We start from the raw sequence: 24,833 nt of genomic DNA, 5'->3' as shown, positions 1-24,833 counted from the left end.
ATGGCGGCGGTCTGACGCCGCACCAGTTCGCGGTTGCCGGGGGTGCGGGCGCTGGGCGGGCCCCACTCGCCGACGATCACCGGCAGCCGGTGGGCGGTGACGGTGCGGCTCTGACCGTCCGTCAGGGCGAAGGAGCGGTCCTCGGCGGCCAGCGGCACCGGACCGGCGGCGGTGGTGCAGACGAGGCCGAGGGTGTAGGGGCCGGCGGGGCCGTTGACCACCGTCTTGCGGACGGTCAGCCGGGCGGCCGGGAAGGTGTTGGTGACGGTGATGGTGGCGCTGGAGTCCGCCGTGATCACCACCGGGTCCTCGGCCGTGCCGTGGTCGACCACGGCCTCGGCGGCCGCGCCGGTGTCGATCTCCTCGGCCCAGCAGCGGGAGTTGACGGGCAGCGGGGAGATCACCACGGGCTGACCGGAGGTCAGCTCGTAGGTGTGGTGGAGCACCAGACCCCCGGCGGCCCCGGCGGCGTCGGGCAGGGCGCAGGAGACCTTCACCCGGAAGGTGAGCCCGGCGGCGTAGCCCGCGGCCTCGCCGGTGAGCTGCTTGGCCAGGGTGAGCGCGCCGAACTCGAAGTCGTTGGTCACGGTGGCGGTCTGCACCGACGGGGTGCCGAGGCCCGGGGTGATGGTCACGGTGACCGGCGCGGAGGCCGGGTGGTCGGCCTGGCCGCCCCGGGCGGAGGTCTCCCAGACCTGGCAGACGGTGCCGGCCGGGAGGTGATCGACCGTCACCGGGGCGTCCACGGTGACCCGGTAGTCCTGGTCCACGACGGTCCGGGCCGGATTGCCCTGCGGCTGCAGGACACAGGTGACGTGGAACGGGAACGGCACCCGGGACATCAGCGGGCCGAGCGCCTCGGGGTGCTTGCCCAGCGCCTTGGCCAGCTTCAGCGCGCCGTAGCCGAGAGCCACCCCGACCTGGACGGGCTCGTTGGGCTGGAGCACCCGGTCGGTGCCGGCCCGGTCGGTGGTCTCGTTGTGCGCGTAGGAGTTCCAGGCGATGGTCGGGTCGCCGTTGTGCGCCACGTCCAGCGGGGTGTCCATGGCGTAGGTGACGTCCACCGTGCCGCCGGGGGCCAGGGTGGGGGAGAAGGTGAGGTCGAGGCGCAGGCCGACGGCCTGCGGGCCGAAGGGGTCGTCCCAGGTGGTGGCGGGGCAGCGGGCCGCCGAGGAGCCGGCGCCGCCCATCTTCAGGTCGTCGGTGCAGAGCGGCTCGGTGTTCTCGTAGGCGGCCGTCATGCTGCCCGGGCCGGTCAGCCGCGGGGCGGTGGCCAGCGTCGGGCGGTGGTCCCAGGCGGTGTTGCGGGGCTGGTCCAGCAGGACGCCGCGGTCGCCCTGGACCGGAAAGCGGTCGACGATCCGCATCGCCTTGGCCGGTTCGGTGCCCGCGTTCTGAAGGCGCATCAGGTACTGGTAGCGGTCGCCGGGGTTGACCAGGGCGATGCAGGGGGTGGAGGTGTAGCGGCGGCCGTCGGCGTCGGTGGTGGCCAGGCAGCCCTCGCCGCCGACCGGGACGGCGGTGCCGGTCTGGACGTTGTACCAGCCGAGCGCGTCGTTGCCGGACACCCACTTGCGGGCGGTGAAGGCCGCGCCCGACTTGGCGCTGAGGGTGGCCGAGGCGGTGCAGTACAGCCCGGCGCCGAAGGCGCCGTCCCGGTCGCCCGGCCCGTCGCAGGCCAGCGCCGGGTCCGAGGAGGTGGCGCCCATGGTGTTGGTGACGGTCTGTCCGGCGTCGATGCCCGGCTCCAGGGTGACGTGGAACTCGATGGTGAAGGTCGCCCCGGGGGCCAGCACCCAGGGGGTGCCGTCGGCGTTCTTCGAGAAGTCCCAGGTCAGGGCGGAGACCCGGCTGCCGCTGGTGGTCTCGGTGAAGACCGGCGTGGGCACCGGCGCCGTCCCGGCCGGGACCTGGGCGTCCGTCACCTTGAAGGGCTTGCCGCCGTCGCCCTGGAAGGTGTCGAGGAAGGCGATGCCCGGCGGCAGGGCGTCCTTGACCACCAGGCCCGGGACGTTGGCGGTGCCGGTGTTGGCGACCTTGAGGTAGAACGGGGCGTCCTCGCCGGGGGCGAGCACGGTGTTCGGGGTCTTGCTGACGGCGAGCACCGGGTTGCCCTTGACCAGCTTGAGGGTGGCGGTCACGGGGGAGATGGCGGCGGGCTGCCCGTCGGTCTCCAGCTTGGTCAGGTAGCTGCCGCTGACGGTGTCCTCCAGCTGGTCCGGGACGGGGCCGCCGGTGGAGCGCAGCGCCGGGCGCGGGCTGACGTCCAGGTGCAGGACGCCCGCGCAGCTGTCGCCGCCGCAGGGGGTGAGGGTGTAGCCGTCGTTGGCGGTGCTGGTCGAGGACCAGGTGGCCCGGACCCCGGTCACGTCGGCGGCGTTCACCCCGGCGGGGAGCGCGGCCGAGCCGGCCGGGGTGCCGTTCACCCAGGCGCCGTTGACGAAGGCGTCGACCTGGACCCGGTCCGCCCCGGCGGGCATCTTGTTCGAGGTGATGGCGGTCAGGTCGACGGCGTCGAAGAAGTCCGCGTCCTGGTCGGTGACCTGGAGGGTCTTGGCCGACATGTTGCCGGTGTTGACCACGGTGAGGGCCACGTCCGCGTGCTGGCGCTCCAGGCCCGGGACGTACTGGGGGAGCTGGCCGGGGCTGATCGACTTGTTGAGCGAGGCCGAGTCGGAGGCCGGGCCGGTGTTCATCGAGGAGGAGCAGAGCGGATCGCCCGAGGTGTAGCCGGAGTCCGCGGTGAGCGTGAAGCAGTTGCTGAAGGTGGTGCCGTCCGGTGTGCCCGGGCGGCGCTCGGCCACCACGTCGACGGTGAAGCCGCCCCCGGGCGGGATCTCGCCGGGGTAGGCGACCCGGATCGCGGTGGCCCGCTGGAGCAGCGCGGTGTCGGCGGCGGCGTAGGCCACCCAGCCGCCGGCCCCGGCGTTGGCGGTCGGGTCCCAGACCTGGACGGTGGCGCCGGAGGTGCTCGGGTTCAGCGTCACCGAGTCGATCTGCAGGGTGCTGAAGGGGGTGCCCTTGCTGAAGTCGGGCGTGCCGTCGGGCTTGGCGGGCGGGTCGGTGAGGACGGGGTTGACCATCGGGATGTTGCCGTTGTTGCGCACCGTCAGGTGCATGGTGAACGGCTGGCCCGGCGGGATGTCGGTCTGGTCGGTGGACTTGCTGCCGCCGGTGGAGGAGCGCGGGTCCTCGACGGTGAGGGCCTGGCAGGCCCGGCCGGTGGCGGTGCCGCTGCCGTCGGTGCGGCCGGCGTCCCCGGCGAAGGCGGCGCAGTCGCTCAGCTGACCGGCCGTCACTCCCGGGGCCAGCGGCCCGTGCAGGTCGAGCCCGGCGTCGGCGCCCGGCGCGATGGACGGGTTCCCGTCGGCGTCGGTCCCGGTGTAGGTGACCTCGACGCCGGTGACGGTGGTGCCGGCCTTGGCCACGTCCACGGTGGTGTCGGCGGTGTAGGTGGTGGTGCTGCTGGTGCCGTCCGCGTAACGGACCGTCAGAGTGGCCTGGGTGGCGCCGTCCGGGAAGCGCAGTCGCACCTGCTGGACCTGGACCTTGGCGAAGTCGGCCTCGGTGCCCGGCTGCGGTTCGGTGACGGTGACGGACTTCACCGGGAACGGGGAGGCGTTGGTGACGTCGACCATCGCGGTCACGGGCGAGCCCTCACCGGCCACGGCGTGCTCGTCGCTCTGCTGGGTGAAGTCGCCGTTGGTGTCCGGGAAGAACTTCTTGGTGCCGGTGAGCACCAGCACGTCGGGGAGGATGTCGTACGGGGCGCAGGCGGCCGTGCCGGTGGCCGTCCCGGCGACCGGGTCCTGGGCGGAGGGGGTGGCGCAGTTGGAGACCGTCACCTTGTCGGTGGGGCGCAGCGGTTGCCCGGTGGAGCGGGCGGTGTCGCGCAGCTTCAGGCCGACCGTGACGGTGCCGCCGTTCGGGTCGTAGGGCAGAGGATCGCCGTTGCTGTTGGTGAAGGTGACCGAGAAGCCGGTGACGTCCCCGGGTGCGACGCCCGCCGGCAGCGGCAGCGGCCCGGGGGCGCTGATCGACGGGCCGGTGACGGTGGCGCCGGAGGCGGTGGTCACGGTCAGGGCCGCCCGGTCCGCGCCGGCCGGGAAGGCGGTGACGGTGGCGGACTCGAAGTCGAAGTACTCGAAGGTCTGCTGGCCGGTGTCGGAGACGGTCAGGCTGCTCACCTGGGCGGAGGAGCTGGAGTTGTTGCGGACCCCGAGGGTGAGGGTGCTCTCCTCGCCGCTTCCCGCGACCGCCGAGCCGTCCGTCCAGCTCTTGGTGGCCACCGGCTTGACGACGCGGGGGATGGAGACGGTGACGTCGTCCGAGGCGGAGGCGGGATCGGCGTTGTCCGCCTTCACGTCGGCGGTGTTGGTCAGCACGGTGCCGTCGGCCAGCTGGGTGTCGGCCGGGACGCGCATGCCGACCTCGACGCTGCCGGCCTGGCCGGCCCGCAGGCCGGTCTCGCCCGCGGGGTTCTGCAGCGGCTGCTTGTAGACCACGGTGAGCAGGCGGGTGCCGGCGTCGTAGGTGACGTCGCGGGTGCTGGTGGACTGCGGGAGGCTGGTCACCTCCAGCCCGGCCGGGAGGGTGTCCGTGACGGTGAAGTGGACGCAGTCCACGGTCAGGCCGGAGCACTGCCCGGCCAGGGTGTAGGTGAACTCGTCACCCGGCTCGAGGGGTTGGCCCGAGGGGTCGTGGGTCTTGGTGATGCCGACCGAGCTGCGCGCGTCCGCCGCCGAGGCGAGCGGGAGGAGGGTGCCGGCCGATCCCAGGAGCAGGCCGAGCACCAGCGCGATCCGTAGCGGCGGGCGGAGTGGGCGGCGTCGGCGTCCCGGTCGGGGCATCGGGCATTCCTCCTGATCAGTGACAAATACGATCAGAACGGTAAGTGGTGACGCTGCGTCAACCGCCGAGGTGGGGCCGTGTGTCCCGCCGAGTGCGGCCGAACGGGTCGGGCGTCCGACGCGTCCGACGGTTCGTCACCGAGTTCTCCTCGCGCGGTCGTTACGCGATCATGACCCGTTCGCCGGACGGCCGAGATCCAGCCGAGGCCGGACCCTGACATGACCGGCCTACCTTTCCCGCATGTCGAACATCACCCGAACCCGAACCGCCCGTGGCACCGCAGTCGCCGGGGCACTGCTGATCACCGCCGCCACGGCCGTGGCGCTGCCGCCGGCCGCTTTCGCCGCCACGGCCGGCGGCAGCGGCCTCAGCGTGCACACCGGCGCCACCACCGCGCCGGAACGCGCGCGGATCGACGCCTACTGGACCCCGGACCGGATGCGGCTGGCCGGGGCCCTCATCCCGGAGATCACCCCCGTGCCGGAGGACGACCACACGCCCGCCGACCCGAGGCCGCTGCCCGCCGACACCCCCGACCCCGGCGCCGTGTGGACCCACGGCGGCGCCGTGGAGCGCAGCGTCGGCCGGCTCTTCTTCACCTTCGACGACGGCTACGACGGCAGCTGCACCGCCACGGTGGTCACCGCCCCGAACCGCTCCACCGTCGTCACCGCCGCGCACTGCCTGCGCGGTGCCGGTCCGTCAGCCGCCGCCGACACCTGGCGGCACAACCTGTACTTCGTCCCCGGCTACCGCAACGGCAGCAGGCCGCTCGGCGGCTTCAGCGTCGCCGTCATGGCGACGTCGAGCGCCTGGGACACCGCCGCCACCTCCGACGAGGCGGCCCTGGGCGGTCACGACGCGGCGACGGCGGTGCTCAACCGCTCCGCCGACGGACGCCGGGTCGCGGACGTCACCGGGAGCCAGCGGATCGCCTTCTCCCCGCGGAGGGAGGGCGAGTTCACGCACGTCTTCGGCTACCCCAAGGACCGGCTGAACAACCCCGAGGGCAAGTACACCGGCTCCCGCATGATCCACTGCGCCGGTCCCGTCCGCACCTCCCCGGCCGCGCCCCCGCTCCGCGGCACCACCTGCGACATGTCGCACGGCGCCAGCGGCGGCCCGCAGTTCGCCGCCTTCGACACCCGCACCGGTACCGGCACCGTCGTCGGGGTCACCACCACGACGGAGGAGCTCGCCGGCGGCCTCCCCGGCACGCTCTACGCCACCGCTCTCGGCGACGCGGCCCGCCAGCTCTACGACTGGGCGCGCTACCTGCCGTCCTGACGCCCCGTCGGGGTGCCGGTGTGCTGGAATGGGCAGGGTCCTGAAGGTCGAGGCGTGAGGCGGGTGCGGCGTGAACGAGCCGGTCAGGTGGGGCAGCGGGGACCCGGGCCCGTTCTTCCACGGCACCAAGGCGGTCGTGGCGGTCGGCGGGCTGCTGGAGCCCGGGTACGGCTCCAACTACGGCAAGGGCGAGAAGGCCAACTTCGTCTACCTGAGCGCCACCCTGAACGCCGCCGTCTGGGGCGCGGAGCTCGCCGCGGGGGAGGGGCGGGGGCGGATCTACGTCGTCGAACCGACCGGCCCGTTCGAGGACGACCCGAACCTGACGGACCGCAAGTTCCCCGGCAACCCGACCCGCTCCTACCGCTCCCGGCAGCCCCTGCGCGTCGTCGCGGAGCTCCGGGAGTGGCAGGGCCATCCGGAGGAGGAGCTGCGGCAGATGCACGACCACCTGGCGGAGCTGAAGGCCCGGGGCATCGAGGCCATCAACGAGTGAACTCCCGTCCCTCGGGTGGGGGGAGTGCGGTGGCTGTGTCGGACGTTGGATCGCAGGAATGGAAACGATTGAGCTGGTGCGCGCGCCGTGACCAGCGAACGATCAGGGGGCAACCGTTGGACGATGAGCAGAGTTTCCACCGTTACGGGCTCCGTCCCGTCGGCGCTGACCTCGACGAGATCCGTTCAGCGCTCAGAGAGCACACGAGGCTCGAGCGACAGTCCCAGGGCTACGGCGACACCGAACTGATGAAGCTCTGCTGTATCCAACTGTTCAACAGCGGCGGCATCGACGATGTGCTTCTCATCTGGAGCGCGAAGCGGGCCAGCTTCGACGCGGGCTGCTCGATCGACATCGAGCTCCTGCTCGGGCACGGGCTCGATGCGACGAAGGAGTACCTCTCGGCGCACCCGGAGCCTTCTGCCGCGGAGGCGCTGGACCGACTGTCCAAGCTCGAGGCCGACGGCGCGTTCGAGGGCTTCTCGGTGGAGGAGCGCTCGGCTCTCTACGACGTGTACTACAGGGGCTACTGAATCGAGCACTGCTCAGCGGACGTCGAGTCCATTTCCACAGCCGGGGAGCGTTCGTGCGGTCAGGAGTGGGCGGTGAACGCGTTCCACCCGTGGGGGAACGGGCTGTCACATCTCCTGATGGCGACCTTGCCGGCGTCCACGGCCATGTACCTGTGGAAGCGCACGAGGTCGTGCCCCCGATCCTCCATGGAAGACGTCATGACCGGCATCGTGGCGGAGGGCCACGGCCCGGGTCCGGCTCCCCCGCTCAAGGGTCACCCGAACGCTCCCGGCGGACACCAGGTCGGCCCAGGTAACCCGATGGGGTCAACTCTTCGGCGCCGAGGGCGTGCCTGGCCCGCCACCGCCCTCAGGAGTTGTTGCCTCGTCACCGAGGGCTGGTTCGTACGAGTAGGAACATGAGGTGCGCAGGGCATGGATGACGAGACCTCCCCGCAGTCCGGTGTCGTGGCGGCGGCTGAGGAGCGGGTGCGGCTGGCCGCGCTGGAGGAGTGGGAGCAGGGTCGGCTGCTGGCGGACAAGCAGGTCGCGGAGCTGTCCCCGCAGGTCCAGGAGGAACTGCGGGCGCTGGCGGAAGAGTTGGCGAAGGAGGGGGCGGAGGTCTACGCGGTCACCTACTGGTGGGGGTTCGAGGTGTACCTGAACGCCGAGGCCGCCAAGGCCGCCGCGTTGATCACCAACCTCATCGGCATCGCGGTCTCCGCGATCCCGCCGCTGGCGCCGTTCGCCCCGTTCATCAAGATGTACTGCAAGATCAGGGCACTGTGGATCAAGGGCGCCGGGACCCCCAACGGGTGCAAGCTGGTCTCCCCGTGGATCGCCCCGGGGATGCTCATCCCGATCCCGCTGGGCCCCGTGGGTGACACCAGTCTGTGGTGGACGGTCTTCGAGTCCGAGAAGGGCTGGAGCACGGACAAGAAGTTCACCGCCCACCACAGCGGCTCCCACCCGGCGCTGGCCGAGCTGGACGGCAGACTGTACTGCGTGCACCGCGGCTACGGCGGTGACGACAACCACCTGTGGTGGACGGTCTACGACCCGGACAAGGGCTGGTCCGACGACACCCGCTTCCCCGACCACCGCAGCGCGGACGGCCCGGCCGTGGCCGTCTTCGAGGGCAGGCTGCACTGCGTCCACCGCGGCGGCGGCAGCGACATCCGCCTGTGGCACACCGTCTTCGACGGCACCTCCTGGTCCGCCGACACCAAACTGCCCGACCACACCACCTCCAGGGGCCCGGCCCTGGCCGTCTACGGCGGCAGGCTCCACTGCGTCCACCAAGGCGTCGGCAACCGCGACCTCTGGCACACCACCTACGACGGCACCACCTGGTCCCCCGACACCCGACTGCCGGACCACACCACCGGCTCCAACCCCGCCCTCGCCGTCTACGACGGCAAGCTCCACCTCGTCCACCAGGGCAACGGCAACACCCAGCTCTGGCACGCCGTCTTCGACGGCACCAGCTGGTCCGCCGACACCCGGCTCCCCGGCCAGTTCTCCGCCGAGGGCCCGGGCCTGGCCGTCTTCGACGGGAAGCTGTACTGCGTGCACCGCGGCGGCCACGACCAGCAGCTGTGGTGGACCGCCTACGACGGCACCACCTGGAGCCCGGACCAGCGCCTGCCGGGTCACGCCAGCGTCTCCAGCCCCGCGGTGACCGCCTACCGCGACCGCAACGCCACCCGCGACCAGCTCATGGTCATCCACCGCGGCCACGACTAGAGCGCACGAGGAGGCCGTTGCCCGGCCGGGCGGAGGTGTGGCAGGTGCTCGTTCGGGCGGCTGCGGCGCGACAAGAAGGTGTAGCGGCCGAGGACGACGATGGCCGCGGCAGACTGCCTGCTCGACCGGCCCAGGGCCTCCCGGTCCAGGTTCGAGTCCGGTCACTCATGGCCCGTGGAGTTCGGTCTCCCAGGCCTGGAACGGCGGCTCCACCTGGTACGTGGGGTCGCAGAAGCCGCGAATCCACTGGGCTGCGCGGTACTGGGCATCTCCGTCGTTGAGCACGTTTCCATCGGAGTCGATCTCCAGCACGTTGCTGTAGATGGCGAAGACCTGCTCCAAGGGAGAGCCGAACCGGAACAGGGCCGGCCGGTAGTCGAATCCGTCGAGCAGGTCCACATCGACCGTGCCGTTGGCCAGGTAGAACGCGAAGAACCGAAGGGAAGCACGCAGATCGACAGGTAGATGTCCCATCGGGGCATCATGCCTCGTGGGGCGACCAGCTTGCCGAGATCACTCGGGCGACACGGCCGGGGTGAGGGGGGCCGGCCGGGCCCGACGTGGAGTCAGTCCTGGCCGGTGGACTCGCCGTCGGGCTCCAGGAAGTGCTCGGGCATCGTCCAGGTGATCCCGGGGGGACCGGTGAGGTGGTGCCCGTCGCGGAGCACGGGCGGGCCGGTCAGCTCCAGGGCGTAGACCACTTCCCCGTCCCGGAGTTCGGCGTCCAGGACCACCGCTGCGGTGCCGACCTGTTCGGGCAGGACGGAGCGCGGCGGGTCCTGCCGGTCCTCGGCGGCGCGGAAGCGCACCCGGTCGCCGCGGGTGAAGGCCGCGTGGGGCGGCCAGAGGGCGGCCGACACGGCGGCTTCGGCGTGGATGCGGGTGGTGGGGAAGACCGGGACGGGGCTGTCGGCTTCGCCGACGAGGAGTTCGATCTCGGTGCAGCCGAGGACGATGCCCTCGGCGCCGGCAGCCACCAGGTCGGCGATCACCTGGCGGTAGGCGGTGCGGGACTCCTCGCGGACGATGCCGAGGCAGAGCTCCTCGTAGATGACCCGGTGGATCAGGGCGCGTCCGGGGGCGTCCGGGACCAGGACGTCGAGTCCGTGGGAGGCGAGCCGGTCGCGGTAGAAGTCCTGCTCCATGGTGAAGGCCGTGCCGAGCAGGCCGACCCGCCGCACGTCGGCCGCGAGCACTGCGGCTGCGGTGGCGTCGGCGAGGTGCAGCAGCGGGATGTCCACCGCCTCCGCGACCCGGTCGGCGACCTTGTGCATGGTGTTGGTGCAGATCAGGAGCAGCTCGGCCCCGGCGGCCTCCACCGACTTCGCGGCTGCGGCGAGCAGGTCGCCCGCCGCCTCCCAGTCGCCGGCCACCTGCAGGCGCTCGACCTCGGCGAAGTCCACCGAGAGGAGCACGCACTTGGCGGAGTGCAGTCCGCCGAGCCGTTCCCGGGTCAGCTCATTGAGCAGCCGGTAGTACTCCGCCGTCGATTCCCAGCTCATCCCGCCGAGCAGCCCGATCGTCTTCATCGCTCCACTCTTTCACGCCGCGTCAGGCGGCTCCGCAGCGGCCGGGCGAGGTGCAGGCCGAGGACGGGGGAGGCGAGGGCCACGGCGGCCAGTGCGGCGTTTCGGAGGGTGGTGTCGGGCGCCCCGGGGACGGGGCCCAGGCGGGCGGGGACGGGGCCGTCGGGGTCGAGGGTGAGGAGCACCTCGGTGCCGGGGTCCGGCGCGGCGGAGGCGAAGCCGACGCGTACCCCGTCGACCCGTGTCCCGTCCTCGAGGCGGACGTCCACCGCGCGGGAGTCGCCGTCGCGGTTCACCTGGACGCTCACCACCACGCCGTGGGCGGCCCGTCCGCGCTCGTGCAGGACGTGCGCCTGGGCCGTCTGCACGGTGGTCCACTGGAAGAGCAGCCAGCCGGCCGCGAAGAGGAGGAACGCTCCCAGGGTCAGGCGCCATCGCCACGGGGGCAGGCGGCCGGCGCTGAACAGGAGCAGGACGAGCAGGAGGGGGACGGCGGCGAGCATGACGCCCTCGTTGAGTTGGTCGGCGTGTGCCCAGCGGCCGACGAGCCAGACCGAGGAGCGCCCCAGCAGCAGCACGCCTCCTGTGATGCCGGCCGCCGCCAGGGCTGCCGCGAGCACCGCCACCATCGGGCGATCCTGGCCGTTGCGCACCGCCCCCACCCCCTTTGCCGCCGGGTGTCCAGGATGTGCGGGCCGGACAGCCGGGACAAGAGCCCGTTCCTCTCGGGGAGTTCGTCGTGCCGGGCCGGTCAGGCCGGGGGCGGGGTGAGGCGGGCGGAGAGGCCGGTGAAGTAGCTGCGGTGCAGGGCCGGGAGGTCGATGTGCTCGGGGTCGAGCAGCCAGAGGAGGTGGGCGCCCTCGAGGAAGGCGGCGGTCTCGGCGGCGAGGGTGGCCGGGTCGAGGTCGGGGCGGGCGGTGCCGTCGGCTGCGGCGCGGGCGAAGGCGGCGGCCAGGTGGGAGCGCAGGGCCCGGCCCCGGTCGCGGAACCAGTCGTGCAGGGCGGTGCCGGGGGTCAGGTTCTCGGCGGTCAGCGTGGTGTGGAGGGCCGTCAGTTCGCGTTCGGCGGCGGCGGTGTGCTCGGCGTCGCGGACGAACCAGGCGAAGGCCTGCTCCAGGGTGGGCTCGGCCTCGGGGGCGGCGCCGAGCCGGGCGAGCGCCCGCCGGTCGGCCTCCGCGAGGACCGCCCGGACCAGGCCGTCCTTGCTGCCGAAGTGGTGGATCAGGGCGGATGCGGTGGTGCCGGCGCGCTCCGCGACAGCGGCCAGGCCGGTGCCGCGCACGCCCTGCCTGCCGAAGAGTTCGAGGGCGGCGTCGACCATCGCCCGGCGCCGTTCGACGCCCCGCTGCTGCACCTGCCCCTTGACTCCGGCCACGGTGCTCAGCCTGCCGTGGCCGGGGCGGTGGTGTCCAACTCCCCGGAGTCTGCGCGGAAAAGCCGTGGCGCGGACGCCTGATCGCCATTATGTTGAACGACCATGCAGGAAAATGAGACCTACGATCCGACCGGCCGTCAACTGACCGTCCCCGCCGACGGTCTGGAGCTGTGGGCGGAGGAGTTCGGCGCCGAGGGCGACCCGGTGGTGCTGCTGGTGATGGGCGCGCAGGCCCAGGGCGTCCAGTGGAACGACGGACTGGTGGCCCGGCTGGTGGCCGGCGGCCTGCGGGTGATCCGCTACGACCACCGGGACACCGGCCGCTCCTCGGTGGTCGACTTCGCCGCCCACCCCTACACCGTCCGCGACCTCGCCACCGACGCGCTCGCCGTGCTGGACGCCGTCGGCGCCCGCCGGGCCCACGTGGTGGGCGCCTCCCTCGGCGGGGTGATCGCGCAGCGGCTGGCCGTCTCCCATCCGGAGCGGGTGCTCAGCCTCACCGTGCTCTCCTCCCAGCCGCTGGGCACCGACACGGCGGCCGCCCTGGCCCGGATGCTGGCGAGCGAGCAGCCGGCGGCGGACGAACTGCCGCTCCCCACGCCGGAGCTGATGGCCGCTCTGATGGCCTCGTTGCCGGACCCGGCGGCCGGGCCGGAGGGGTACCTGGCGGCGCGGATGCCGCTGTGGCGGGTGCTGCACGGCCCGGAGCTGCCGTTCGACCCGGCGGAGTACGAGGCGATGGAGCGCCTGGTGCACGCGCGGGCCCGCGACCTGCGGGCCGGGCTGAACCACACTATGGCCGGTGCGGCCGGGAGCGGGGACACCGGCGAACTGGCCGGGATCTCCGCGCCGACGTTGGTGCTGCACGGCACCCGGGACCCGCTGTTCCCGCCCGCGCACGCCCGGGCCACCGCCGAGGCGATCCCCGGGGCCCGGCTCGTGCTGGTCGACGGGCTGGGCCACAGTCTGCCGAGGGCGCTGGACGCCCGGCTGGCGGCGGAGGTGCTGGCGCACGTCCGGGCGGTACCCGGGCGGCCTTAGCAGGTACCGGAGCCGGAGGGGCGCGCACGTCGGGGCGCGCTGACGGGAGGTCAGCCGCTACGCGCGGTGGCGTTCGCGCCAGACGGCGGCCGAGGCTCCGGCCGTGCCGGCGGCCAGGGTGCCCCAGAGGGGGGCGGGGCCGTGGGCCGCCAGGGCGGTGATCGCGGCGGGGGAGACGGCCAGGCCGAAGCCGGTGGAGAGTTGGAAGCGGGCCAGCGCGCGGCCCAGCAGGGCGGGCGGGGCGAGCGCGGTGACCAGGGCGGTCGAGCTGCCGGCGTAGAGGATCTCGCCGAGGGTGAAGGGCACCGAGACCAGGGCGACCGCCGCCGGCCCGAGGCCGGTGGCGAACAGGAAGCCGAGGTAGCCGAGGGCCAGCACCACGCCGGAGGCGGCCATGACGGTGCCGCGCGACCAGCGGGCGCTCCAGGTGGTCACCGGCACCTGGAGCGTCACGACCAGCACGGTGTTGGCGACGAACACCGCCGCCGCCCAGGTCGGGGAGGCGTGCAGCTGCTCCACCAGCACCAGCGGCACCGCGATCTCCGGCACGTTCAGGCAGAACACGTACAGCACGTTGGCCCCCAGCAGCGCGCCGAGCCGCGGCGCCGGCCCGGCCCCGGGCGCGTCCTGACGCACCGTCGCATCCGCCGTCACCCGCACCGACCAGGCCAGCCCGGCCGCGGCCAGGTACCCGACCCCGGAGGCGACCGCCAGTACCCGGAGCCCGCCCGGCCCGGCGGCCATCGCACCCGCCGCCAGCAGGGCCCCCACCCCGAGCCCGGCGTTGCGCACCGACCGGGCACCCGCCAGTGCCGCGTCGCGCAGCCGCCCCTCGCTGACGGTGGCCACCAGCGCGGCGTGCGCGGCCGGCCAGGACTGGTTGCCGACGCCCAACAGCAGCGCCGCCAGGGTGAACGGCCCGGTGCCCGCGCCGGCCGGCGCGGCCAGCAGCACCACCACCCCCGCGACCCGTACCAGCATCGAGGCGGCGACCGCCGTGCTGCGCGCGCCCCGGTCGAGCCAGCGGCCCAGCGGAGGCAGGCAGGCCAGACCCGCCACGATGCCGACTGTCATCGCCAGACCGGCGGTCGTGGCGGACAGGCCCAGCACGGTGATCCCGTACAGCAGCAGGAACGGGCGCAGCAGGCCGGTGCCCAGGGCGTCCACGGCCAGGGCGGCGGCGTAGCGCGGTCCGCCGCCGGCGGCGGTCAGTTGACGGAGGGTGAGGGAGCGGCGGGCGGACGGAGGTGCGGTGGTGGTCATGGCGGACACCGTGCGCCCGGGCCGCGGCGGCGGTCACGTCGGTTGACGATTTCCGTCAACCCGCGGCACCGCCCCGCCCGCGACCAGGGAGGATGACCGGGTGACCCTGCGCATCGACCTCACCGGCACCCCCAGCGGCCGGATCCGCTTCGCCGTCTCCCCGCTGGCCGAACTCACCGCGATGCTGCACGTGCTGGCCGCCCCCGACCACCATCCGCACCTGGCCGGCTGGGCGGCCGGCGTGCGCGGCGCGCTGCGGCCCGAACTCGCCGAGCGGCTGCACGAGGCCGAGTTCCTCTGGCGCTCCTCACGCGCCGACTTCCTCGTCCCGGCCCGGCCCCGGGCCACCCTCGCCGAGGAGCTGGACGAGGTCGACCTGATCGACGACGACCGCTACGCCCACTCCGCCCTGGTCACCACCTGCGGCAGCAACCGGCTGCAGTTCGCGGGCCGCTCGCCGCTGCGCGACCCCGAGGCCCGGGCTGAGGCACTGGGCCGTGCCCAGGCCCGGGGCGCGGCCCAGGAGGCCTTCGCGGAGCGGCTGTTGACCGACCCGGCGGTGGTCCGGGCCCGGGTGCGGGAGACGCTGGAGCAGTGCGGCGAGGCCTTCTTCGACGCCGCCTGGCCCGGCACCGTCCCCCGGCTGGCCGAGGACGCCCGGGTCAAGGCCGAACTGCTGCGCCGGCAGGGCCTCGGGGCGGCGATGGCCGCCGTCAACGGCGCGATCGCCGTGGGAGCCGAGGGCCGCTCACTGGTCCTGGACAAGCTCCAGGACAGCGCCGCCGAGGCCGGGCCGGCCGGCGTCACCTTCCTCCCCACGCTCTACGGCCACCCCCACCTGGTCGTGGTGTACGCACCGGGATGGCAGCCCGTGGTCCAGTACCCCGCCGCCGTCCGGCCCGAGGAGGGCGGCCCCGTCCCGTTGGAGACCGTCCGCCTGCGCCTGGACGCCCTCGCCCACCCGGTACGGCTCCGGCTGGTCCGCACCCTGGCCCGCGGCCCGCACACCACCGGCGAACTGGCCCGCGCCTGGGAGCTGACGGACCCGGAGGTCTCCCGCCACCTCGCGGTGCTGCGCCGCGCGGGCCTGCTCTCCTCCCGCCGCCAAGGGCGCTACGTGCTCTACAGCCTCGACCTGGCGGCCACCACCTCGCTGGGGGCGGACCTGCTGGCGGGGGTGCTGCGCTGACGCCCTGTCAGGACGGGTCGGTCCTGAGGGCCCCCGTCAGGGCGACCGGGTTGCGCCGAATGCCGCACGGGACTTGGTGACCGGGCGGGGGCTGTGGCTGAGTGGGCGTCATGTGGCAGTTCTTCGCCGACAACCCCTGGGTGACGCTCTTCGCCGTGATCGCACTGGGCTCGCTGCTCGGTCTGGCCCGGCTCGGCCCGGTCCGCCTCGGCGCCGCCGGAGTGCTCTTCGCGGGCCTGCTGATCGGCGCCCTGGACCCGGACATCGGCCGCGCCGTGCCCGCAGGGGTGTCCGTGCTCGGCCTGGCCCTGTACGTCTACACCGTCGGACTGGAGTCCGGCCCGGCGTTCTTCCGCGAGCTGAGGCCGCAACTGGCCGTCATGGCCGGTGCGGTGGTCGCCCTGGTCGTCACCGCCGTCGCGGTCGGGCTGCTGGGCAACAAGGTCTTCGGCATCAGCGGCCCGTACCTGGCCGGCGGCTACGCGGGCATCGGCACCACCACCCCCGGTCTGGCGGCCGCGCAGGCGGCCTCCGCGGACCCCGCGCAGCCGGCCGTCGGCTACGCCATCGGCTACCCGTTGGCAGTGGTCGTCACCATCCTGTTCGTCGCGGGCCTCGCCACCGTCCGCAGCTGGCCGGGGCGCCGCGACCCGGGCGAGGACCTGCCGCGCCGCCTGGTCACGGTGACGGTCGCGGTCCGGCACGACCTGCGCTGGGCGGAGGTCCCCGGCGTGGCGCAGGGCCGGCTGCTGGCCAGCGTCCTCCGCCGCCCGGGCGGGACGCCCGAGGTGGCGCACCACCTCGACCGCCTGACGCCCGGCGACCTGGTGGTCGTGGTCGGCGGCCCCGACCAGGTCGCGGCCGCCGTGGCCGCACTCGGCGAGAAGGCCGGCGAACACCTGCTGGACCGCCGCGACCTGGTCGACTACCGGCGCGTCCTGCTGACCAACCCGGACCTGGCCGGCCGCACGGTGGCCGAGCTCGGTTTGGAGGAGCGCTTCGGCGCGCTCGTCTCCCGGGTGCGGCGCGGGGACCAGGAACTGCTGGCCCGCGCCGATCTGCTGCTCCAACTGGACGACCGGGTACGGGTGGTGATGCCGCGGGAGCGCTCGGCGGAGGTCGGCGCCTTCCTGGGGGACACCGAGGCCAAGGTGAGCGAGGTCAGCGCCGTCAGCCTCGGCATCGGGCTCGCCCTGGGCTTCCTGATCGGCATCCCGAGCCTGACCGTCGGCGCCACCACCCTCTCCCTCGGCCCGGCGGCGGGCCCGCTGGTGATGGCCATGGTCCTGGGCCGGCTCCGCCGCACGGGCCCGCTGGTCTGGACCCTGCCCACCCGGGCCAACCTGACCCTGCGCCAGATCGGCCTGCTGCTCTTCCTGGCGTGCGTGGGCCTGACCTCGGGCTACGCGTTCCGCCGGAACGCGTTCTCGCTGTTCGGGCTGAAGCTGCTGGTGGTGCTGCTGATCGGCGCACTGCTGAGCTACGCGCTGATGGTGCTGGTGGCCCGCCTCCTGGGCCAGAGCCGGCCCCGGACGATGGGCCTGCTGGCCGGCTACGTCGGGAACCCGGCGATCACCGCCTACGCCAACACCCGGGTCTCGGACGCGCGGGTGAACACGGGGTACTCGACGCTGTTCGCGCTGGCGATCCTCGTCAAGATCGTCTGCATCCAGCTCATCGTCGGCCTGTAGGGCGAAGGGGATCGTCCCACGGATGTGGACCCACGGTCGGACGTCAGGGCGGACCGGGCGTGAGAGCGTCCTCGCGTGCCCACGGACCGGCTGTGGGACGAGCTTTGACGAGCTGTCACCTCACGGGGGCGTGTCCGACGTGCGATCTCTCCACTCCACCGACCAGGCGAACACCACCACGCGCCGACGCCTGCGGGCGGGCGCGCCGGCCGCCGGGGCGGCACTGCCGCTCACGGCCGTGGCCGGCCCGGCCCGGGCCGTTCGCGATGCGAGGGACGGCCCGGGCGGTGGGCGGGGCGTCAGCGGTCCAGCAGCCAGGCGAGCAGGGCGGGGGTGGCGTCGAAGTGCCCGGCGTGGCCCGCGTCCTGTTGGAGGGTCAGGGCGGCGGTGGGCATCCGGGCGGCGAGCCAGCGGGCGTGGGCGGGCGGCACCAGGGTGTCCAGTCCGCCGTGCCAGAGCCGTACCGGGGCGGTGACCTCGGCGGGGTCGAAGCCCCACGGGGTGCCGAACAGGGCGCGGACGTCGTCCACCCAGCCGTCCAGCCCCGGCCGGACCGCCTCCGCGAACGCCGGGCCGAGCATCGCACCGACCTCGGGCCGCGCGAGCACCGCCCGCTCGACCTCGGGCATCGGCGGGAGTCCGGCCGTACCGGCCTGGGTCAGGTGGGCCAGCACTGCCTGACGGTCCGTCACGGCCACGTGCGCGCTGCGGGTGTTGCCCTCGTTCATCCCGTCGGTCCAGTCGAGGTCCGCGGCGTCGCGCGGTGCGAGGCTCGCGAGCGTGCCCACCCTGGTCACGCGCTCGGGGTGGCGGGCGGCGAAGGCCAGCGCGTGCGGGCCGCCCCCGGAGACGCCGAACACCGGGAAGCGGTCCAGCCCCAGGTGGTCGCCGATGGCGGCCACGTCGGCCGCGGCGTCGACCACCCGACGCTCCGGCTGCGGGGTGGAGCAGCCGAAGCCGGGGCGGTCGTAGGTGATCAGCCGTATGCCCAGCCGTTCGAACAGCGAGTCGTCGGGATGCCGCGCGAGCCGGCTCATCGGGCTGCCGTGCAGGTAGACGACGGGGGTGCCGCCCGGCACGCCCCACTCTTCGACGGCGAGCGTCCGGCCGTCCTCGGTGATCACTTCGTACATGGTGGTCAAGCTAGTTCGCGCCGGCGGGCGAGGGCCAAGGCTTTTCGTTCGGTCAGCCCCGCCGGGAGTTCCCGTCGGAACGCGCGCCGCCGGAGGGGCGCCTGAGCGCGAGCAGCGCGGCGATGCCGACCAGCAGCGCCCCGACGGCACTGATCCACGGCGGTGCCCCGCCGGAGTCGTCGCGCGAGGGAGGGGGCGGCGCGGCGTCGGAGGCCGTGGCCCGGGCGGACGGGGGAGCGGTGGTCTGGGGCGTCGGTCCCGCCGTGACGGTCACCGTGACCGTGGGGACCGGCGTGGCCTCGGCGGTGCCGCCCGGGCGCACCGGGGCGGTGGCCGACGTGCCGCCGGAGAGGGGAGGCACGGTGGCCGTCACCGTGACGGTGGGAGCAACGGGAGTGGGGGCCACGGCGGGTGACGACCCCTGCGAGGCCGTGGGCGCGGCGGCCGTCGTGGGCACGGGCGGTGCCGGGGCGCGGTCGGTCGAGTCGTGGGCGTAGAGCACCCCGGTCCACAGGAGCAGCTCGACGGTCGCCAGCACGAGGGCACCGAAGGCACCCGGCACCACGAGCCCCCCGTCGGAGCGCTCCAGCCCCGTGAACAGGGCGCCCAGGCAGACCAGCAGGGCGGCGCCGACCAGGAACTCCAGCGCGGTGCGCCCACCCATGGGCCAGGCCACTGCGAGCACGATGCCGTCGAGGACGGCGAAGGCGAGCGCCACGACCCCGGCGAGGATCTCGAACCCCGCGACGTCCGCAGGATCGTCGACCGCCTCCACGAGCCCTGCGAGACCCCACAGGAGGCTGAACGCGGCGACGAACTGAGCGACCACGACGAGCCCGATCTCCACCCACCCCATGAGCCCCATCGTAGGCTTGAAATTCCTTGAGGAGAACGGAACTTGATGGTTCGTCACCGTCGCGTCCCGGGTCGAGCGGACTGTGTCGGTGGCGGGTGTGGGAGATCGGGCACCGGGGGGTGGCTTCCGCTGCTAGCCTGCGGCCATGTCCCGCGTTGCCAAGGACGCCGACCAGGTGCTGTGTGCGGTGGCGTCGAGAGTTGCCCGAACCGGTTCGCCGGTGGTGGTGCTCGCCGAGATCAGGCCGGGGTTGGGCCTGTCCGACGAACGGTTCGCGTCCGCCGTGGCGTACTGCCGCGAGCGGAGCCGCTTGGGTCCGGTCGACGCTCACGGCCGTGGCACGGTCGCCCTGATCCGGGCCGGCCGGCTGCGGGCGCTCCGGCTGGAGGACGCCGCGAAGCCGCCCGGGCGGCGGGCCTGGGAGTTCCGGGAGGAGCTGCTGCGGTGGCTGGCCGAGCAGGAGCGGGCGGGCGGTGCCGTCCTCGACCGTCTCCGGGTCGAGGGTGGTCCCAAGGGCACGGTCAAGCGGCAGTTCGGCCCGAAGATCGACTGGGCCGTGGTGGAGCTGGCGTACCAGGACCTGGCCGAGCGCGGCCTGGTCACCGTGGGCCCCCGTCAGGTGGACCCGGGCGCGGGGACCGTGCGGGTGGGGCTGACGCTCACGGCGAGCGGCCGTGACCTCGCCTTCTCCGACCGTTCCCTGGACGACTTCCTGACCTCCCGTCAACCGCTTGGGGCGAGCAGCATGAGTATCGAGAACGCGGCCTTCTTCAGCGGGCCGGTGACCGGATCGGCGGTGGCCGTCGGCACCCGCAACACCGCGACGGCGACCGGGAACCGGGTCGGCCCGGACGTGGCCGAGCTGGTCGAGGCGCTGCGCGCCCTGCGGCCCCGGCTCGCACTCGATCCGGAGACGGCCGGCGACTTCGACCACGAGGTCGGCGTGCTGGAGCGCGCGGGTGACGACCCGTCCGCGGCCGGGCGGTCCTGGCGGTCGATCCGCCGGATGCTCCCCGCCACCCTGGCGGCCGGGAGCACCCCGGGGGTCCAGCAGGCGCTCGAAGGCGCGATCTCGCTCGGCACCACGCTGTTCGGCGGGTGAGCTCCCCGGGGAGCCGGTGCGGCGGGGCCGAGCGGCGGCGGGGCGGTCACGACGGGTGGGTGGCCAGTCCGGTGCGGTGGGCCAGGACGACGGCCTGGACCCGGTCGCGGAGGCCGAGTTTGGCCAGGATGCGCGAGACGTAGGTCTTGACGGTCTCCGGGGTGATGAAGAGCGCCGCCGCGATCTCGGCGTTCGACCGGCCGAGGGCGACCTGCTGGAACACCTCCAGCTCACGCGGGGTCAGGGCCTCGGCGACCGCGTCGCGTTCGGCGTTCGCGGGGCGGAGGTGTTCGGCGAAGTGGCCGATCAGGTGGCGGGTGACGGCGGGGGCGAGCAGGGCGTCGCCCGCGGCCACCGTCCTGACGCCGGCGACGAGTTCGGCCGTGGGGGAGTCCTTGAGCAGGAAGCCGCTCGCCCCGGCCCTGAGCGCCTGGTAGACGTACGCGTCGACGTTGAAGGTCGTGACGACCAGCACCTTCGGCGGCTCCTGGGCGTCGGGGCCGGCCAGTTGCCGGGTGGCCTGGATGCCGTCCAACAGGGGCATGCGGATGTCCATGACCACCACGTCGGGGCGCTGCTCACGGGCGATCCGGACGGCCTCGTGTCCGTTCGCGGCCTCTCCGACGATCTCCATGTCGGGCTGTGCGGAGAAGATGGTGGCGTAGCCGGTCCGGACCAGTGCCTGGTCGTCGCAGACGAGGACGCGGATCGGCCGGGGCGGCGTGCTGGTCACGAGGCCTCCCCGGTCGGAGCCGGGAGCGGGATCGTGGCGCGGACCCTGAACCCGCCTTCGGGCCGCGGCCCGGCCTCCAGGCTGCCGTCGAGCAGCCGGACCCGGGTGCGCAGGCCGTCCAGGCCGCGGCCGCCCGAGCCCGTGCCGGGCAGCCGCGGGGCGGGTCCGTCCGAGCCCGTGCCGGGTGTCCGCCGGGCGGGTCCGTCCGGCGCTGCCTCGGTGGTGACCTCGACCTCGGTGTGCCGCTCGCCGTGCCGCAGCAGGACCCGGGTCGGCACGCCGGCCGCGTGCTTGACCGCGTTGGTGAGCGCCTCCTGGACCACCCGGTAGGCGGCCAGCTCCGACTCGGCGCTCCCGGGGCGGTGTTCGCCGTGCTCGGTGAACTCGACGGGTTGACCGGAGCGGCGGGACTGTTCGACGAGGTCGGCCAGCCGGCCGGGGGCGGGTGCGGGGCTCGTGGGCGCGAGGTCCAGGGCGTCGGTCGCGCTGGTCGCTTCCAGGACGCCGAGCAGGTGCCGGAGGTCGGCGAGGGCACGGCGACCGGTGTCGCTGACGGCGGTCAGGGCCTCGCCGAGGCGCTCGGGGGCGGAGGCGGGCAGGTACTGGGCGGCGTCGGCCTGGATCACCATGGCGGTGACGTGGTGGGTCACCACGTCGTGCAACTCCCGGGCGATCCGGGCCCGTTCGTCGGCGGCCGCCACCTCGGCGGCCAGCCGTCGCCGTTCCACCTCGCGGGTGCGTCGTCCACGCACCCCGCTCCCCAGCAGCCAGAAGGCGGCCAGGGCCGCGTAGAAGGCGAGGTAGTCCGCCGGCCCCTGCGGCGAGCCGAGGTGGTGGAGGACGGCGGCGAGGGCGGCGTAGGCGGCGCTCGACGCGGCGGCCAGGTACGGGCGTCGACGGACCTGATGGGCGCCGGCGGAGTACATGGCCAGGTACAGGCCGGTGCTCGCGAAGGTGGTGGGGAAGCCCAGCGCCTGGTGTGCGGCGAAGGCGCCCGCGATGACGGCCAGGGCACCCGCCGGCCGCCGGCGGCGCGCCGCCAACGGCAGGGCCTGCGCCAGGACCAGGGCCAGGCTCAGCGCGTTCTCGGGCCGTGGCGGCAGGTCGCCGATCTGGGCGCCGATCCGGGACAGGTTCGGCGCCGGCGCGAGCAGGACCAGGGCCAGGGCCAGGGCGCCGTCCTGGGCGCGGGCGCCGCACGCCTGCCACCGCTCGCGGAGGCCCCGCAACAGCGGTGGCGTCCAGTGCCCCTGAGGGAGTGTCACGTCCGGTTCCTCCAAGTACGGCCGGCGTCAGCCGGCGGTCCGGGTCCGGGTCCTGGGCCGGGGCGCGATCCCGCCGGCCCGGCGGGCCCTGCGCAGCATCGGGACGGCGAGGGCCGCGCCGAGGAGAACGGGCAGGATCGACGCCTCCAGGCCGAAACCGCCCCCGGTCAGCAGGGCGGGGCCGTGGACGTCGACGGTGAACAGGCCCTCCGGGGTGTGGCCGGAGACCGGGATGCCGAGCAGCTGTTCGGCTGCGTTCCAGGTGAAGTGCAACCCGGCGGCGAACCAGATGCTACGACGCCACAGGAACGCGGCCCCCAGCAGGACCCCCGCCTCCACGGCGATCGCCACGGCGCTCCACGGGGTGGCCTCCTCGGCGCCGAGGTGGGCGACGCCGAAGAACAGCGCGGTGACCGCGATCGCGACCCGGCTGCCCCACAGCTCTTCCAGGGCCTGGAGCGCGAGACCGCGGAACAGCAACTCCTCGGTCACCGCGCCGCTCAGCTGGATGGCGAACGCCGTCCACAGGACCGGGGCGAGACCGTGGCCGGCCCAGGAGAAGGAGTAACCGCCGAAGGCGGTGAGCAGGAGGACGGGGAGCAGGATGAACCCCAGCCCGATCGCGCCGCCGAACAGCAGCTCCCGGCCGGCTCCGCGCCGGGCGATCTCGGGGACGGGGCGTCCTGCGACCCGGAGCATCACCCACCGGTAGACGGCCAGCGCGGCGGCCGCGCCGAGCACCGGCACCGGGCCGGGGCCGGCCGCGGTCGGGGCCGAGACCAGACCGACGCCGATCACGCCGGTCACCATCCAGCCGAGTGGCGAGCGCACCAGCCGGCCGAACCGGCCGGAGGGGGCGTCGAGTTGGGTGGTGGGCTTCGTGTCCATGGGGTCTCCCGTCGTGCTCACCCGGGCGGGCGGGCCGGGAACCACGGTAGGAATCCGCCGACCGCGACGGATCACCCGCGGACGGACACCACGGGTAGCTCTCCCGGGGGATGTGCGAGCGGCGATCCGAGTGCCAGTTCCCTGCGCACGATCGACGGCACCCGTCCGATGTGGCGTTTGACCGTCCGGGTGAGGTGCGCGTGGTCGGAGAACCCCAACTCGGCGGCGAGGGAGCCGAGGTCGTCGACGCCCCGGGCGAGCAGGTCGAGGGCGCGGCGGAGTCGTAACTCGTTGCGGTAGACGGTGACGGGTCGTCCGGTGACGCGGCGGAACACCCGGCTGAGGTGGCCCGGGGACGTGGCCAGAGCCCGCGCCAGGTCGTCGAGGCCCGCGGTGGGCCGTACGGTGAGGAACTCCTGAGCGTCCATCACCAACGAGCGGTGGTGCGCCCAGGAGGCCGGCCGAGACCGGTCGGGCCGGCAGGTCCGGCCCGGCAGGGTCTCCAGCAGCAGGAGGAGGCCCTCCGCCACCGCGAACGCGTCCGCGCCCCGGGTGGCATCGGCGACCAGCCGGCGGTGCCGGTAGTCGAAGGCGGCGTCCGGCCGCAGCACCCAGCCCTGAGCGGGGGAGACCGGGCCCAGGTACTCGTCGTACGCCTGCGGTGTCAGCCGGGCGACGGTGGTCTCGACCTCCCCCGCTCCGGCGAACCGCTCCGCGGTGCCCCGGCGGCTGACGTAGCCGGTCGTGGCGTCCAGGTACTCCTCCAGGCCCGCCGCGGCACGCCGCCGGCGCCCGCTCCGGTAGAGGCACACGGCGTCGGTCTCCTCGACACCGACCGGAGACCACCGACCGGCCGGCCACCCCCACGGCTGCCGCACGTCCCACAGGGCGATGCCGTCCACCTCGGCGACCAGGACGCGACGGACAGCCGGGCTCAGCTCCACTGCGCCGGGACGAGCGCTCGGTGTCGCCGCACGGCCGGGAACCCCGGGCCGAAGCCGAACCGGGCATGAATGTTCAAGCCGTCGTGGTGTGCCCGCTCGGATGATTGCGGAGCCGGCGGACGCCGGCCCGACGGGATCCCGGGCGGTCGGAATCGGCACAACTCTCGTTCTCCTCTGGGGAAAGGAACAGATCGATGGCACTCAGGACAGTGGCCGGCGCGGTCGTCGCCACGGCCTTCGCGATCGGAACGGCCGTCGTGGTCGCGCCGCCGGCGGCGGCCTCGACCACCCACTGCACCGGCTTCTCCACCCGCACACTCCAGTCGGGCGAGCTCAGCCCCAACACCTCGCCCTACGTCCCGACGACGGTGACCGGAGGGAGCCCCGCCTGCCGCCTCGACTACGGCGACGGCGTCACGAAGAACGTCAGCGGGAGCAACAACAACTGGGGCGTGGTGGGTCTTCAGCGCACCCTCAACCACTGCTACCAGGAGCACTTCGCGGACTACTCCAACCTCCAGGCGGCGTACGGGTTCTCGCCACTGCTGGAGGACGGGAAGTTCGGCGCCAACACCAGGAACGCGCTGACCAGGGTGCAGTCCTACATCCACGACTACCTCGGCACGACGTCGGTGCCCAAGGACGGCGTGTACGACGACTCGACCCGGGTCGACCTGCTGTTCTGGAACGGCGGCACGGTGAACGGCGAGCACTGGCTGTCGTGCGACTTCCTCGCCTGACGGCTGCGGCATGAACCTCGGCACCTCTCGGACGATGGGCAGCGGTGAGCGGCGCGCCAATCAGAGCATCTGCTGTGAACCGCGTCAACAGTGAACTCGTCCGTGAGGTGCGTCATGTGTATCAACGGTGGGTGTGGTGACGCCCTTCCTGGAGAAACGGCCGCGCCCCGTCACCCGCGGAAGGATCCGCGGGTG

20 protein-coding genes and 1 pseudogene are annotated in these 24,833 nt (G+C 73.9%); 9 read left to right on the top strand and 12 right to left on the bottom strand.

From position 1 onward, the window contains the following. The coding region (locus tag ACWEPF_RS35940) for a DUF5979 domain-containing protein (protein WP_452175904.1) at positions 1 to 4,850 on the bottom strand (4,850 nt) is incomplete at its 3' end. A 241-nt stretch (positions 4,851 to 5,091) separates the two neighbouring features. Between ACWEPF_RS35940 and ACWEPF_RS35935 the strand changes: the two genes are divergently transcribed. The 4 genes from ACWEPF_RS35935 (at position 5,092) to ACWEPF_RS35920 (ending at position 8,892) form a co-directional block, all read left to right on the top strand. Beyond that, on the top strand, positions 5,092 to 6,138 hold the full coding sequence (locus tag ACWEPF_RS35935) for a trypsin-like serine peptidase (protein ID WP_452175903.1): 1,047 nt from the start codon (positions 5,092 to 5,094) through the stop codon (positions 6,136 to 6,138). A 70-nt stretch (positions 6,139 to 6,208) separates the two neighbouring features. After that, on the top strand, positions 6,209 to 6,634 hold the full coding sequence (gene arr, locus ACWEPF_RS35930; RefSeq protein ID WP_452175902.1) for an NAD(+)--rifampin ADP-ribosyltransferase: 426 nt from the start codon (positions 6,209 to 6,211) through the stop codon (positions 6,632 to 6,634). 116 nt (positions 6,635 to 6,750) lie between these two features. Beyond that, complete coding sequence (locus tag ACWEPF_RS35925; RefSeq protein WP_452175901.1) at positions 6,751 to 7,167, top strand: hypothetical protein; 417 nt, start codon at positions 6,751 to 6,753, stop codon at positions 7,165 to 7,167. Positions 7,168 to 7,581: 414 nt separating this feature from the next. After that, positions 7,582 to 8,892 carry a hypothetical protein gene (locus ACWEPF_RS35920; RefSeq protein ID WP_452175900.1) on the top strand — a complete coding sequence of 437 codons (1,311 nt, stop codon included), beginning with the start codon at positions 7,582 to 7,584 and terminating at the stop codon, positions 8,890 to 8,892. Positions 8,893 to 9,057: 165 nt separating this feature from the next. On the opposite strand, the gene ACWEPF_RS35915 is transcribed toward ACWEPF_RS35920, so the two are convergent. The 4 genes and pseudogenes from ACWEPF_RS35915 to ACWEPF_RS35900 all read right to left on the bottom strand — a co-directional run bounded on the left by ACWEPF_RS35915 (position 9,058) and on the right by ACWEPF_RS35900 (position 11,793). Beyond that, positions 9,058 to 9,366 carry a DUF7677 family protein gene (locus tag ACWEPF_RS35915; RefSeq protein WP_452175899.1) on the bottom strand — a complete coding sequence of 103 codons (309 nt, stop codon included), beginning with the start codon at positions 9,364 to 9,366 and terminating at the stop codon, positions 9,058 to 9,060. A gap of 371 nt (positions 9,367 to 9,737) precedes the next feature. Beyond that, a pseudogene (locus ACWEPF_RS35910) lies at positions 9,738 to 10,421 on the bottom strand (aspartate/glutamate racemase family protein); the annotation flags it as partial. Further along, positions 10,418 to 11,047, bottom strand: a complete 630-nt coding sequence (locus tag ACWEPF_RS35905; RefSeq protein ID WP_452175898.1) for a hypothetical protein — start codon at positions 11,045 to 11,047, stop codon at positions 10,418 to 10,420. The gene ACWEPF_RS35905 and the pseudogene ACWEPF_RS35910, both read right to left, overlap by 4 nt. A gap of 122 nt (positions 11,048 to 11,169) precedes the next feature. Further along, on the bottom strand, positions 11,170 to 11,793 hold the full coding sequence (locus tag ACWEPF_RS35900) for a TetR/AcrR family transcriptional regulator (protein WP_452175897.1): 624 nt from the start codon (positions 11,791 to 11,793) through the stop codon (positions 11,170 to 11,172). A gap of 102 nt (positions 11,794 to 11,895) precedes the next feature. Here ACWEPF_RS35900 and ACWEPF_RS35895 point away from each other — a divergent pair, with 102 nt between their 5' ends. Beyond that, entirely contained in the window at positions 11,896 to 12,834 is a 939-nt protein-coding gene (locus ACWEPF_RS35895; protein ID WP_452175896.1) for an alpha/beta fold hydrolase, read from the top strand. 57 nt (positions 12,835 to 12,891) lie between these two features. Here the strand turns inward: ACWEPF_RS35895 and ACWEPF_RS35890 are convergent, their stop codons facing one another. Beyond that, positions 12,892 to 14,097, bottom strand: coding sequence for an MFS transporter (locus ACWEPF_RS35890; RefSeq protein ID WP_452175895.1), 1,206 nt, complete (start codon positions 14,095 to 14,097; stop codon positions 12,892 to 12,894). Between the two features lie 100 nt (positions 14,098 to 14,197). On the opposite strand from ACWEPF_RS35890, the gene ACWEPF_RS35885 reads away from it, so the two are divergent. Both ACWEPF_RS35885 and ACWEPF_RS35880 read left to right on the top strand, forming a co-directional pair. Further along, the gene (locus tag ACWEPF_RS35885) at positions 14,198 to 15,286 is read left to right on the top strand and encodes a DUF5937 family protein (RefSeq protein ID WP_452175894.1); all 1,089 of its coding nucleotides are present in this window, start codon (positions 14,198 to 14,200) and stop codon (positions 15,284 to 15,286) included. 110 nt (positions 15,287 to 15,396) lie between these two features. Beyond that, complete coding sequence (locus ACWEPF_RS35880) at positions 15,397 to 16,977, top strand: aspartate:alanine exchanger family transporter (protein WP_452175893.1); 1,581 nt, start codon at positions 15,397 to 15,399, stop codon at positions 16,975 to 16,977. Positions 16,978 to 17,276: 299 nt separating this feature from the next. Here ACWEPF_RS35880 and ACWEPF_RS35875 read toward each other — a convergent pair whose 3' ends face one another. Both ACWEPF_RS35875 and ACWEPF_RS35870 read right to left on the bottom strand, forming a co-directional pair. Then, on the bottom strand, positions 17,277 to 18,110 hold the full coding sequence (locus tag ACWEPF_RS35875) for an alpha/beta fold hydrolase (protein ID WP_452175892.1): 834 nt from the start codon (positions 18,108 to 18,110) through the stop codon (positions 17,277 to 17,279). Positions 18,111 to 18,162: 52 nt separating this feature from the next. Further along, positions 18,163 to 18,966 carry a hypothetical protein gene (locus tag ACWEPF_RS35870; protein WP_452175891.1) on the bottom strand — a complete coding sequence of 268 codons (804 nt, stop codon included), beginning with the start codon at positions 18,964 to 18,966 and terminating at the stop codon, positions 18,163 to 18,165. A 145-nt stretch (positions 18,967 to 19,111) separates the two neighbouring features. On the opposite strand from ACWEPF_RS35870, the gene ACWEPF_RS35865 reads away from it, so the two are divergent. Continuing rightward, entirely contained in the window at positions 19,112 to 20,068 is a 957-nt protein-coding gene (locus ACWEPF_RS35865; protein ID WP_452175890.1) for a hypothetical protein, read from the top strand. A 46-nt stretch (positions 20,069 to 20,114) separates the two neighbouring features. On the opposite strand, the gene ACWEPF_RS35860 is transcribed toward ACWEPF_RS35865, so the two are convergent. The 4 genes from ACWEPF_RS35860 to ACWEPF_RS35845 all read right to left on the bottom strand — a co-directional run bounded on the left by ACWEPF_RS35860 (position 20,115) and on the right by ACWEPF_RS35845 (position 23,898). Further along, positions 20,115 to 20,801, bottom strand: a complete 687-nt coding sequence (locus tag ACWEPF_RS35860; protein WP_452175889.1) for a response regulator — start codon at positions 20,799 to 20,801, stop codon at positions 20,115 to 20,117. Beyond that, on the bottom strand, positions 20,798 to 22,066 hold the full coding sequence (locus ACWEPF_RS35855) for a sensor histidine kinase (RefSeq protein WP_452175888.1): 1,269 nt from the start codon (positions 22,064 to 22,066) through the stop codon (positions 20,798 to 20,800). The genes ACWEPF_RS35860 and ACWEPF_RS35855 overlap by 4 nt, the downstream gene beginning before the upstream one ends. A gap of 27 nt (positions 22,067 to 22,093) precedes the next feature. Next, positions 22,094 to 22,954: a CPBP family intramembrane glutamic endopeptidase gene (locus ACWEPF_RS35850; protein ID WP_452175887.1), complete on the bottom strand. Its 861-nt coding sequence runs from the start codon at positions 22,952 to 22,954 to the stop codon at positions 22,094 to 22,096. Between the two features lie 71 nt (positions 22,955 to 23,025). Further along, positions 23,026 to 23,898 carry a helix-turn-helix domain-containing protein gene (locus tag ACWEPF_RS35845; protein WP_452175886.1) on the bottom strand — a complete coding sequence of 291 codons (873 nt, stop codon included), beginning with the start codon at positions 23,896 to 23,898 and terminating at the stop codon, positions 23,026 to 23,028. Positions 23,899 to 24,092: 194 nt separating this feature from the next. Between ACWEPF_RS35845 and ACWEPF_RS35840 the strand changes: the two genes are divergently transcribed. Continuing rightward, complete coding sequence (locus tag ACWEPF_RS35840; RefSeq protein WP_345280495.1) at positions 24,093 to 24,638, top strand: hypothetical protein; 546 nt, start codon at positions 24,093 to 24,095, stop codon at positions 24,636 to 24,638. Positions 24,639 to 24,833 lie beyond the last annotated feature (195 nt).

This window comes from Kitasatospora sp. NPDC004289 (assembly GCF_053602875.1).
This window is presented reverse-complemented; position numbering and strand designations above follow the sequence as displayed.